Source organism: Phytobacter sp. V69 (assembly GCF_965644215.1).
In the GTDB taxonomy this organism is placed as follows: domain Bacteria; phylum Pseudomonadota; class Gammaproteobacteria; order Enterobacterales; family Enterobacteriaceae; genus Phytobacter.
The window spans coordinates 1-9,816 of the sequence record NZ_CBFFRL010000177.1 but is presented as its reverse complement, the minus strand read 5'-3'; the positions used below and the strand labels follow the sequence as shown (position 1 = coordinate 9,816).

General features: G+C 53.7%; 12 protein-coding genes and 1 pseudogene. 9 read left to right on the top strand and 4 right to left on the bottom strand.

The window, feature by feature from the left end; genetic code table 11:
* Window positions 1-446 precede the first annotated feature (446 nt).
* From tomB to ACSZPU_RS19945, 4 genes are all read left to right on the top strand, one after another.
* Window positions 447-821 (top strand): Hha toxicity modulator TomB, encoded by a 375-nt coding sequence (gene tomB / locus ACSZPU_RS19960; RefSeq protein ID WP_041852464.1) that lies wholly within the window; start codon window positions 447-449, stop codon window positions 819-821.
* A 26-nt stretch (window positions 822-847) separates the two neighbouring features.
* Window positions 848-1,066, top strand: coding sequence for a hemolysin expression-modulating protein Hha (hha, locus tag ACSZPU_RS19955; RefSeq protein WP_041852465.1), 219 nt, complete (start codon window positions 848-850; stop codon window positions 1,064-1,066).
* A 69-nt stretch (window positions 1,067-1,135) separates the two neighbouring features.
* The gene (gene maa / locus ACSZPU_RS19950) at window positions 1,136-1,702 is read left to right on the top strand and encodes a maltose O-acetyltransferase (protein WP_499002388.1); all 567 of its coding nucleotides are present in this window, start codon (window positions 1,136-1,138) and stop codon (window positions 1,700-1,702) included.
* 99 nt (window positions 1,703-1,801) lie between these two features.
* Window positions 1,802-2,269: a YlaC family protein gene (locus ACSZPU_RS19945; protein ID WP_499002385.1), complete on the top strand. Its 468-nt coding sequence runs from the start codon at window positions 1,802-1,804 to the stop codon at window positions 2,267-2,269.
* Here ACSZPU_RS19945 and pdxR read toward each other — a convergent pair.
* The gene (gene pdxR, locus ACSZPU_RS19940) at window positions 2,247-3,692 is read right to left on the bottom strand and encodes a MocR-like pyridoxine biosynthesis transcription factor PdxR (protein ID WP_499002383.1); all 1,446 of its coding nucleotides are present in this window, start codon (window positions 3,690-3,692) and stop codon (window positions 2,247-2,249) included. The genes ACSZPU_RS19945 and pdxR overlap by 23 nt on opposite strands.
* 98 nt (window positions 3,693-3,790) lie before the next feature.
* On the opposite strand from pdxR, the gene ACSZPU_RS19935 reads away from it, so the two are divergent.
* Entirely contained in the window at window positions 3,791-4,492 is a 702-nt protein-coding gene (locus ACSZPU_RS19935) for a GNAT family N-acetyltransferase (protein ID WP_499002380.1), read from the top strand.
* On the opposite strand, the gene ykgO is transcribed toward ACSZPU_RS19935, so the two are convergent.
* Both ykgO and ACSZPU_RS19925 read right to left on the bottom strand, forming a co-directional pair.
* A complete protein-coding gene (ykgO, locus tag ACSZPU_RS19930; RefSeq protein WP_494239765.1) occupies window positions 4,489-4,629 on the bottom strand; it encodes a type B 50S ribosomal protein L36 in 141 nt (46 codons plus the stop codon). The genes ACSZPU_RS19935 and ykgO overlap by 4 nt on opposite strands.
* A 3-nt stretch (window positions 4,630-4,632) precedes the next feature.
* Window positions 4,633-4,893 carry a type B 50S ribosomal protein L31 gene (locus ACSZPU_RS19925; RefSeq protein ID WP_499002377.1) on the bottom strand — a complete coding sequence of 87 codons (261 nt, stop codon included), beginning with the start codon at window positions 4,891-4,893 and terminating at the stop codon, window positions 4,633-4,635.
* 265 nt (window positions 4,894-5,158) lie between these two features.
* On the opposite strand from ACSZPU_RS19925, the gene ACSZPU_RS19920 reads away from it, so the two are divergent.
* The 4 genes from ACSZPU_RS19920 to ACSZPU_RS19905 are packed head-to-tail and all read left to right on the top strand — an operon-like array spanning window position 5,159 to window position 8,465.
* Window positions 5,159-6,187, top strand: coding sequence for an isopenicillin N synthase family dioxygenase (locus tag ACSZPU_RS19920; protein WP_499002374.1), 1,029 nt, complete (start codon window positions 5,159-5,161; stop codon window positions 6,185-6,187).
* A 27-nt stretch (window positions 6,188-6,214) separates the two neighbouring features.
* Window positions 6,215-7,021, top strand: coding sequence for a MetQ/NlpA family ABC transporter substrate-binding protein (locus tag ACSZPU_RS19915; RefSeq protein WP_499002371.1), 807 nt, complete (start codon window positions 6,215-6,217; stop codon window positions 7,019-7,021).
* Window positions 7,018-7,809 (top strand): methionine ABC transporter ATP-binding protein, encoded by a 792-nt coding sequence (locus ACSZPU_RS19910; RefSeq protein ID WP_499002368.1) that lies wholly within the window; start codon window positions 7,018-7,020, stop codon window positions 7,807-7,809. The genes ACSZPU_RS19915 and ACSZPU_RS19910 overlap by 4 nt, the downstream gene beginning before the upstream one ends.
* Window positions 7,806-8,465, top strand: a complete 660-nt coding sequence (locus tag ACSZPU_RS19905) for a methionine ABC transporter permease (protein ID WP_499002391.1) — start codon at window positions 7,806-7,808, stop codon at window positions 8,463-8,465. The genes ACSZPU_RS19910 and ACSZPU_RS19905 overlap by 4 nt, the downstream gene beginning before the upstream one ends.
* A 1-nt stretch (window position 8,466) precedes the next feature.
* On the opposite strand, the pseudogene ACSZPU_RS19900 reads toward ACSZPU_RS19905, so the two are convergent.
* Window positions 8,467-9,741 (bottom strand): annotated as a pseudogene (locus tag ACSZPU_RS19900) (PTS transporter subunit EIIC); the annotation flags it as partial.
* Window positions 9,742-9,816 lie beyond the last annotated feature (75 nt).

Below are 9,816 nucleotides of genomic sequence, written 5' to 3'. Positions count from 1 at the left end.
TACAGCTCAGCTAAGGTAAGGCTAATACAGCTAAGGACTCCACTGAACCCCACCGATTAAATCGCACCTTCCTTAGGTAAAATTCTTAATTATCTGGTACAATGAGTTTAAGTAAGAATATTCCTGGTAATTAGCGAGTATGGAATATTAAAATATTCTTAAATATCCATTGTCACCCACTAACCCAATGAAGCATAAGGGAAGTTTTCATTTCAACGAGACGGATACTCACATAAAAGATGTAAGTCAACTGCGTGATTCCTCCATTTTCGGTAGGCAAAACGCGATAATTGTAATTTTTCGTAATAGCACAATGAAATCTTTTTAAGACTAGCTTATAGTTAAATCAATGAGGAAGAGCAGCTTATGCTGCTGATCAGATCAGAAGTTTCCACCCCGGAGCAGTGTTCAGTGAGTAAAAAAAGCGACTCAGAAGGGGATGTGTTATGGACGAATACTCGCCAAAAAGGCATGATATCGCGCAGCTTAAATTTCTCTGCGAAACGTTGTACCATGATTGCCTCTTAAATCTTGAAGAAAGCCATCATGGATGGGTTAACGATCCTACTTCTGCAATCAATTTGCAGTTAAATGAGTTGATTGAACATATAGCAACCTTCGCACTTAATTATAAAATTAAGTATAATGAAGATAATAAACTGATCGAGCAGATAGACGAATACCTTGACGATACGTTTATGCTGTTCAGTAGCTACGGTATCAACACACAAGACTTGCAGAAATGGCGTAAATCGGGAAACCGGTTGTTTCGTTGTTTCGTCAATGTGAGCAAGGCTAACCCCGTTAGTCACTCCTGTTAAATATTTCAACCAGTAAAGGTAAAATCATGTCTGATAAGCCATTAACCAAAATTGATTATTTGATGCGATTACGACGTTGTCAGACAATTGACACGCTCGAACGCGTAATTGAGAAAAATAAATACGAACTGCCCGACCATGAACTTACGGTGTTTTATTCAGCAGCCGATCATCGTCTGGCGGAGCTGACCATGAATAAGTTGTATGACAAAATCCCTCCTTCTGTGTGGAAATTTGTACGCTAAGTCTTCCCGACATTTATTTATGGTTTTAATTTTTTTATCCAGCGGCATTAGCAGGCGCACGTCATCTTCATGAGCGAAGAAAAACAAAAAATGATTGCCGGCTTACCGTATCGGGCTGCGGACGATACGTTACGAGCTGACCGCATGCATGCCAGAAAGCTGCTTCATCGTTATAACCATTCTGCCCCTGATGAAAAAGCAGAACGCAATGCGATTCTTGCTGAATTACTCGGTGAAAGTTCGGGTGAATATATCGAACCGGGCTTTCGTTGTGACTATGGTTACAATATTTTCCTGGGTAAGGAATTCTACGCCAATTTCGATTGCGTCATGCTGGATGTCTGCCCCATCCACATTGGCGACAATTGTATGTTAGCACCAGGCGTACACATCTATACGGCAACACATCCGCTGGAAGCCCACGCGCGCAACAGCGGTGTCGAATACGGTAAACCGGTTCGCATTGGCCATAACGTCTGGATTGGTGGACGAGCGGTAATCAATCCAGGCGTAACCATTGGCGATAACGCGGTTATCGCTTCCGGCGCGGTGGTGGTAAAAGATGTGCCACCTAATGTGGTTGTTGGCGGCAATCCCGCCCGCATTATCAAAGCCGTTCCGGGCGACGCTGTTTAACTGTTATCTTTTTTTGTCGATAAACTGTTACTTTTTTCACACATAGTGGCAACTTAAAATACGCTCATATTGGTCTATCCCCAAATACGAAGGCGTGAAATGACAGAGATCCAGCGGCTGCTCAGCGAAACAATCGACGACATTAACCAGCGTGAAAAGCGAGACAACCGTCCACGCTTTAGCATCAGCTTTATTCGCAAACACCCGGGCTTATTTGTCGGCATGTATATTGCCTGGCTCGCCACGCTTGCCGTTATGCTGCAGTCAGAAACCCTGGTGGATTCCGTGTGGCTGCTGGTGGTGCTGTTCGTCTTGTTGAACGGCTTCTTTTTCTTCGACGTTTACCCCCGCTATCGCTATGACGATATCGATGTCCTCGATTTTCGCGTCTGTTATAACGGCGAGTGGTACAACACCCGCTTCGTGCCGCAAGAACTTATCAGCGCCATCCTCAGCTCTCCAGGCGTTGAAGCATCGCGTAAAACACAGCTCCAGCAGATGATCTCCCGTAAAGGTGAACTCTCTTTTTACGACGTGTTTACCCTTACCCGCCCTGAGCCCGCGTAATCAGCCGAGCCAGCGTACGCACACCACCGGGAAACAGGCTGGCAGAGGTATTCCCGTAGCCCAGTACCAGACCACTCGATGCCGGTGTTGGCTGTAAGTAAAAACGGCTTAATGCATGAGGCGCAAGACCAAATGTGCGCGCCTCACGCACAACGTCCAGGTCATTGATGCCCGGCACCGACAGTGCCAAATGCAATCCACCTTCGCCCCCCAATACCCGATGCTCCATGCCAAGCCCGGCCTGTAAGGCCTCGCGCAGTTGCGCCTGCCGTTTACGGTACAGCCGACGCATCGCCGCCAGATGGCGTGCGTAGTGTCCATCCTCGATAAAATGCGCCAGAGCCAACTGTTCTCCCCGATGTCCGCCGCGCAACAGACTACTGATGACCGGTGCCGCCGCTTGCGCCAGCGCAGGAGGCATCACCATAAAACCAATGCGTAGTGACGGAAACAGGGTCTTGCTGAATGTTCCCAGATAGACCACCGGCGGGTCGGGGATCATCCCCAGCATGGCGGGTACCGGGTCGCCGAGATAGCGAAACTCACTGTCATAGTCATCTTCGATAATCCAGCTTCCGGCCCGCGTGGCGGCCTCCAGAATCTGCAAACGCCGGGCAGCGCTCATCACATATCCAAGCGGGTACTGATGCGAAGGCGATGTATACATGATACGCGGCGGCGCCATCGTCTCTGCCAGCGTCATGCCCTCGTCATCCACCGGAATCCCTCTTACCTGCAATCCGGCCGCCAGAAAAGCACTTTTCGCCCCGTTATAGCCGGGCTCTTCCACCCAGGCCATATCGTCCGGGTCGCAGAGAAGATGGATGCATAGCATCAACGCATCCTGCGCCCCTTCGGTAATAACAATCTGTTCGGCTTCACAATGAATGCCTCTGGCCAGCGCGAGATGGCGGGCGATGGCCGTACGCAGCCGTAATTCCCCGGCCGAATCGCCATAGCCCAGCAGTGCGCTCCCCTCATCACGCCAGACACGTTCGCTTAGCCGTCGCCAGATAGCCATAGGGAAATAGTTCACCGCCGGCAGACCTGGGGTAAACGCCAGCACCGGGGAGTTTCGCGTCACCCCGTGTGGCAGCGTCTGCACACGCTGAGCGAGAGAGACAACAGGCGCGTTCTGCACAGCGGGCGCGCTGGCCAGCATCAGCACCCGCGTCCCCTGCCGTTCCCGCTGCACAAAGCCTTCAATGGCGAGCTGTTCCAGCGCCGCATTAATCGTATTTCGGGAAAGGGTGAGGGTTTTTGCCAGCACGCGCGAGCCGGGCAGCAGCGTGTGCGCTTTTAACGTGCCATTGAGAACGGCATCGCGCAGTGCCACGTATAGCGCCCGCTGACGCGTCAATCCGTCGCGTTGTGCCAGCGCCGGGCGCAACAGCGCCTGTAAAGCGTCATCTGGAATATTCATCGGCCTGCCCTTGGTGGTTCTATGAAAATATAACCTGATGGCACTTCTTATGGAACCAGTGAAATTCTACGCTAGGTGAATCGCAAAGAGGAGCCAACATGAGTCAACTGAATCAATACGGACAACCCGTGGGCGACGCCCTTCCCGACTGGCAGCCCCGCCCTTTTCCTGAACGCGTCACTCTTGAGGGGCAATATTGCCGCCTGGAGCCGCTCAGGGTCGAGCACGCCCCTGCGCTGTTTGCCGCCCATCGTCTGGCCGGGGATGGCAGCAGCTGGACCTGGCTGCTGCGCGAGCCGGAAAACGATCTCGAATCCTTCACCGCGTGGGTAAAAAGCGTCTGTGAATTAAAGGATCCCATTCATTTCGCGGTTATTGATAATCACACCCAGTCGCCCGTCGGCACGCTCTCACTGATGCGTATTGATGCAGCCAATGGCGTTCTCGAAGTGGGCAGCGTACATTTTTCGCCTCTGCTTATTCGCACCCGTGCCTCAACCGAAGCGCAGTGGTTATTGATGCGTTACGCCCTGGAGACGCTGGGTTATCGACGCTATGAATGGAAATGTAATAGCCTTAACGAGCCGTCCCGCCGTGCGGCGGTCCGTCTGGGCTTTCAGTATGAGGGGCGGTTTCGCCAGGCGCTGGTTCTGAAAGGGCGCAATCGGGATACCGACTGGTTTTCAATTATTGATAGCGAATGGCTACAGCTGGACAACGCGTTCAGACAGTGGCTTGCCGCCGGGAATTTCACCGCCGACGGCAAACAGCTGCAATCCCTTGAAAACCTGCGCAGTTAACGTTTTTTCTTCCTGCCCTGCACGGCTTTAAAACGCGGGTTGGATTTGCAAATCACATAAATACGCCCCTTGCGTCGGACAATCTGGCAGTCAGGGTGGCGTTGTTTCGCACTGCGTAAAGAATTCAGTACCTGCATGATTTAATCCTTTTTTGTGCCAATAAAACGGCCAAAGCGCTGCTGGAAACGCGCCGTACTTCCCTCATTGCCCACCACTTTCTGTTTACCGGTGTAATACGGATGCGACGCCGAAGAGACGTCCAGCGTGACATAAGGGTAGGTTTCGCCTTCCAGTTCAATCTGACGATCGGTTTTGATCGTCGAGCCAATTTTGAAGTATTCGTTCGCGCTGGTGTCATGGAACACCACCGTGCGGTAGTGCGGATGGATATCAGGTTTCATTTTGCTCTCGCATGCATTGTTATAACATAACAAAAGTCTATCGAAATTCTTTTCCCTGCGCAACACCTGCGCTATATGCGCTTTTCGCAAAAGCAACGAACCCCGTTCGGTCATAAATTAGAAAAGAACGTTATTGGTTGAATTTTTTGCCTTAAGGCAAGCTGGCTTTAAACCACATGTGAGGAAAGCATCATGATGCGCTGCTGTTGTGCCCAACCCCGGACTCTAAAAATTATCACCTGCGAACGATTATTCGGAGAACACAATGAACGCGACAACCTTACCGATCCTCAATCTGGCCCGCTATTTCGATCCCACTGAACGGGATGCCTTTCTCGATCAGCTGCGTACAAGCGCACGCGACATCGGCTTTTTTTACCTTATCAACCATGGCGTGAATGACGCTTTGCAGCGCGCCGTTCAGCACGAAGCCCGCCGCTTTTTTGCCCTCAATGATGAGCAAAAACAGCAGGTAGGCATGATCCACTCCCCCCATTTTCGCGGCTACAACCGCGCAGCATCGGAACTCACCCGTGGCAAACCGGACTGGCGCGAACAATTCGATATTGGTGCAGAGCGCCCGGAACTGTTGCTATGCGACAGCGATCCACGCTGGCGCCGCTTGCAGGGGCCGAATCTGTGGCCTGAACAGCTGCCGGAGCTGAAAACCACTCTGCTCGACTGGCAAAAATCGATGACCGAGATGGCCATCGTGCTGTTGCGCGCCTTCGCCGAAGCACTGCGCCTGCCAGCGGATGCCTTTGACGGGCTGTATGGCGACAAACCCAACGAGCACATCAAACTGATTCGCTACCCAGGCCAGGAGAGCACGCAAGGCAACCAGGGCGTGGGCGCACATAAAGATTCGGGTTTTCTGAGCTTCCTACTCCAGGACGAGCAGAAAGGATTGCAGGTAGAAGTGTCGCCTGACCACTGGATTGACGCCGCACCGCTACCGGGCAGCTTTGTGGTCAACATTGGCGAACTGCTGGAGCTGGCCACCAATGGCTATTTACGTGCTACGGTCCACCGCGTGGTATCGCCACCCGCCGGGCAAGATCGCCTGTCGATTGCCTTTTTCCTTGGCGCACAGCTGGATGCCGTGGTTCCCGTTTACGCCCTGCCGGAAGCGCTGGCGCGTGAGGCGCAAGGACCTGAGAGCGACCCGCACAATCCACTCTTACGCGATGTTGGCTGGAACTACCTGAAAGGCCGTTTACGTTCGCATCCGGATGTCGCCGAGCGTTATTACCGCGATGTACTGCGTGAGCGCAGTGAACAATTGATCGTCTGACACCATAACAACACAGGAAAATAGATCATGAAAAATGCCGCTTTTAAACTGGCAGGGGTAGCGTTGTCTCTTTCACTGGCATGGGGTACCGCGCAGGCAGAAACACTGCGTGTTGCGGCGGATCCGGTTCCACACGCGGAGATCCTTAACTACGTCAAAAAACTGGATCCGAAGCTGGATATCAAAATCGTTGAGCTGACCAGCGGCGCGAACGCCAATGAGCTGCTGGCGAGCGGTGATGTGGATGCCAACTATTTCCAGCACGTGCCTTACCTGAAAAGCCAGGAAAAAGCGCTGGGTAAAACCTTCGCCGTTGCCGCCACGGTACATATCGAACCGCTGGGTATTTACTCACACAAATACAAAGATTTTAAATCGGTCCCGGATGGCGCCACCGTCGCGGTCCCGAACAACGTCACTAACCTGAGCCGCGCGCTGTTCCTGCTGCAAAGCCAGGGATTAATCAAACTGGACGCGAAATTTACCGATCCGGCCAGCACACTGGCGACACCGAAAGATATCGTTGAGAACCCGAAACACCTGAAAATCCTCGAAGTGGAATCCCCACAGATCCCACGCTCGCTGGATGACGTCGCCTTGGCGGTGATCAACGGTAACTATGCGCTGGAAGCGGGTTTATCGCCGGCCAAAGATGCGCTGGGGCTGGAGAGCGCCGATCATAACCCGTACGCCAACATCCTGGTAACCAACCCGGCGCTGGCGAACGATCCACGCATCAAAGAGCTGGCCAAAGATCTGACGTCTCCGCAGGTGGCAGAGTTCATTCGTAAGACCTACAACGGCTCGGTGATCCCGGTTGCCCCGCAGTCATGATCGACATTGAAGGGCTGAGTAAAACCTATGCCGGAACAGGCCGACCGGCGCTGAACAACGTGTCGCTGAGTGTCCCGAAGGGTGCCATTTACGGCATCCTGGGCCGCAGCGGCGCGGGAAAAAGCACCTTAATCCGTTGCCTGAATCTGCTGGAGCGGCCCACTACGGGCCGCATCATCATCAACGGCAGCGATATTACGCAACTGGACAAAGCCGGTCTGCGCGAGCACCGGCTGCGCACGGGCATGATTTTTCAGCACTTCAACTTGTTGCACGCGCGCACGGTGGCGGATAACGTCGCCGTCCCGCTGGAAATCGCCGGTGTACCGAAGCCACTGCGCCATGCACGCGTGGAGGAACTACTGTATCTGGTGGGATTGAGCGATAAAGCCGATGCCTTTCCTTCGCAGCTTTCCGGCGGCCAAAAGCAGCGCGTCGGCATTGCACGAGCGCTGGCTGCAAGGCCGGATGTGCTGTTGTGCGATGAAGCCACCAGCGCGCTGGATCCAGAAACCACCGCTTCTGTGCTGGCGCTGCTGGCAGACATTAACCAGAAGTTGAAATTGACCATCGTGTTGATCACTCACGAGCTGGACGTGGTGAAAACCCTGTGCGATCACGCAGCATTGCTGGAAAACGGCGAGGTACAGGAGAGCGGGAAAATTGCCGATCTGCTGGTGGCTCCGTGGTCAAAACTGCGCCATGCGCTATTGCACGATCCGCAGGCTGAGCAGGATTTCCTTGCCCGCCACGGTTTTAACGGGAGGCCTTTATGCGGGGTAGCATGAGTTGGGAAGACCTCTGGCCGCTGCTGCTCAACGGCACGCTGGAGACGTTATATATGGTCGCACTGGCGTCACTGTTTACCGTGCTGATCGGTCTGCCGCTGGGCGTCATTCTGTTTCTTTCGCGCCGTAACGGGCTGCTCCCCATGCCGCGCGTCAATGCGCTGCTGGGGGCGATCGTCAATTTTGGCCGTTCGCTGCCGTTCATTGTGCTGCTGATCGCCCTGATCCCCTTCACACGCCTGCTGATCGGCACCACGCTTGGCAGCACTGCCGCAATAGTGCCCATCACCATTGGCGCGTTCCCCTTCTTTGCACGACTCACCGAAAGTGCGCTGGACGAAGTCGATTACGGGCGCATCGAGGCGATTTTATCCATGGGCGGTAACGTCTGGCATGTGATCGCGAAAGCCCTGCTGCCGGAAGCGCTGCCAACGCTGCTGGCGGGGATTACGCTTACGGTGGTGATGCTGATTGGCTTCTCATCCATGGCGGGGGTTATTGGCGGTGGCGGGTTGGGCGATCTTGCTATTCGCTATGGCTATCAACGTTTTAACGATCAGGTGATGGTGGGTACTGTAGTTATCTTACTGGCGATGGTTCAGGGCGTGCAGATGGCGGGCGATCGTCTGGTGCGCCGACTGGCGCACCGACGGTAAGTTATTCTACTGCGTCTTTGCCAACCAGCGCGGTGGTCAACAGGAACGACAGTACCAGCGCCATTACCACCCCGGAGAGCGCAAAGACAAAGTACGGTCCGATATAGGCCGGCAGGCTAAAGATGCTCGACAAAATATAGCCATACAGCCGCACGCCGAAGAAGGCGATAAACGCGGAGGCCAGGGAGCTGGCCACCGTGGCGGCAATAAACGCCTTTTTGTAACGCGTCAAAACACCAAACAGAGCAGGCTCCGTAATACCCAGCAGTGCGGAGATCGCTGCCGACAGCGTCACCGTTCTCTCCTGACGGTTTTTACTGATCCGCCAGATGGCGAACGTCGACCCGGCAATTGCCATATTCGCCATAAACATCATCGGCATCAGCATGTCATAGCCACGGTCACTGAAGTTTTGCAGGGCGATGGGCGTCATGGCATGGTGCATGCCGGTGAGAATGGCGACCGGGCGAATCGCCCCCACCACCAGCCCGGCAAAACTGGCCGATACACCGAATAACCCTTCGATAAACCACGCCAGCGCCTTACCGAGATAAATCCCAATCGGCCCGATAATCACCAGCGCCGCCAGTGCCCCCAGGAACAAGGTCAGCGTGGGCGTGAAAACCGTCTTTAATACGTCCGGCATTATCCTGTCCACCCAGCGGTGGATATAGCTCAGCGCCAGAATGGAGAAGATGACCGGAATGACGCTCGAGGCGTAGTTAAAGACCGGGATCGGCAGTGCACTTAACAGCCAGAAGGCGCTCACCGCCCCTTCCTGATGCGCCGCCAGCGCCTTTGCGGCATCAATCAGCAACGGATACATCAGACAGGCTGCCACGGCTGCCGCCAGATATTCGTTGGTTTTGAAAATTTTCGCCGCCGAGACGGCAAGGAAAAACGGCAGGAAATAAAAGACGCCACTGGCAATTAAATCGATCACCATCACGGTGTCGCTTTTCGCCGAAACCACTTTCAGGGCAATCAATCCGGCCAGCAGGCCTTTAATCATCCCGGCACCGGCAATCGCAGGCACGATAGGGCCAAATACGCCGGAAACGGTATCCATAAACATCGAGACCAGGCTTTTGCGCCCTTTCGCATGGGTCTCGCCCTGCGGCGCTTTTCCCAGCACCGTCAGCATTTGCTCATACCAGCTATTAACCTTCGGCCCGATAACAATCTGAAACTGATCGCTTTGCAGTTGTGCGCCCAGAACACCTGGCAATGCCTTAATGGCACTTTGATCGATTTTATTATCATCAATCAGATCAAAGGAAGGTGCGATTTAATCGGTGGGGTTCAGTGGAGTCCTTAGCTGTATTAGCCTTACCTTAGCTGAGCTGTATTA

What these genes read in the sequence shown, in the direction of transcription:
- ACSZPU_RS19945 (WP_499002385.1), top strand. Translation starts at nt 1,802, where the DNA reads ATGACAGAGATCCAGCGGCTGCTCAGCGAAACAATCGACGACATTAAC.
- maa (WP_499002388.1), top strand. Translation starts at nt 1,136, where the DNA reads ATGAGCGAAGAAAAACAAAAAATGATTGCCGGCTTACCGTATCGGGCT.
- hha (WP_041852465.1), top strand. Translation starts at nt 848, where the DNA reads ATGTCTGATAAGCCATTAACCAAAATTGATTATTTGATGCGATTACGA.
- ACSZPU_RS19935 (WP_499002380.1), top strand. Translation starts at nt 3,791, where the DNA reads ATGAGTCAACTGAATCAATACGGACAACCCGTGGGCGACGCCCTTCCC.
- pdxR (WP_499002383.1), bottom strand. Translation starts at nt 3,692, where the DNA reads ATGAATATTCCAGATGACGCTTTACAGGCGCTGTTGCGCCCGGCGCTG.
- ykgO (WP_494239765.1), bottom strand. Translation starts at nt 4,629, where the DNA reads ATGCAGGTACTGAATTCTTTACGCAGTGCGAAACAACGCCACCCTGAC.
- ACSZPU_RS19915 (WP_499002371.1), top strand. Translation starts at nt 6,215, where the DNA reads ATGAAAAATGCCGCTTTTAAACTGGCAGGGGTAGCGTTGTCTCTTTCA.
- ACSZPU_RS19920 (WP_499002374.1), top strand. Translation starts at nt 5,159, where the DNA reads ATGAACGCGACAACCTTACCGATCCTCAATCTGGCCCGCTATTTCGAT.
- ACSZPU_RS19905 (WP_499002391.1), top strand. Translation starts at nt 7,806, where the DNA reads ATGAGTTGGGAAGACCTCTGGCCGCTGCTGCTCAACGGCACGCTGGAG.
- tomB (WP_041852464.1), top strand. Translation starts at nt 447, where the DNA reads ATGGACGAATACTCGCCAAAAAGGCATGATATCGCGCAGCTTAAATTT.
- ACSZPU_RS19910 (WP_499002368.1), top strand. Translation starts at nt 7,018, where the DNA reads ATGATCGACATTGAAGGGCTGAGTAAAACCTATGCCGGAACAGGCCGA.
- ACSZPU_RS19925 (WP_499002377.1), bottom strand. Translation starts at nt 4,893, where the DNA reads ATGAAACCTGATATCCATCCGCACTACCGCACGGTGGTGTTCCATGAC.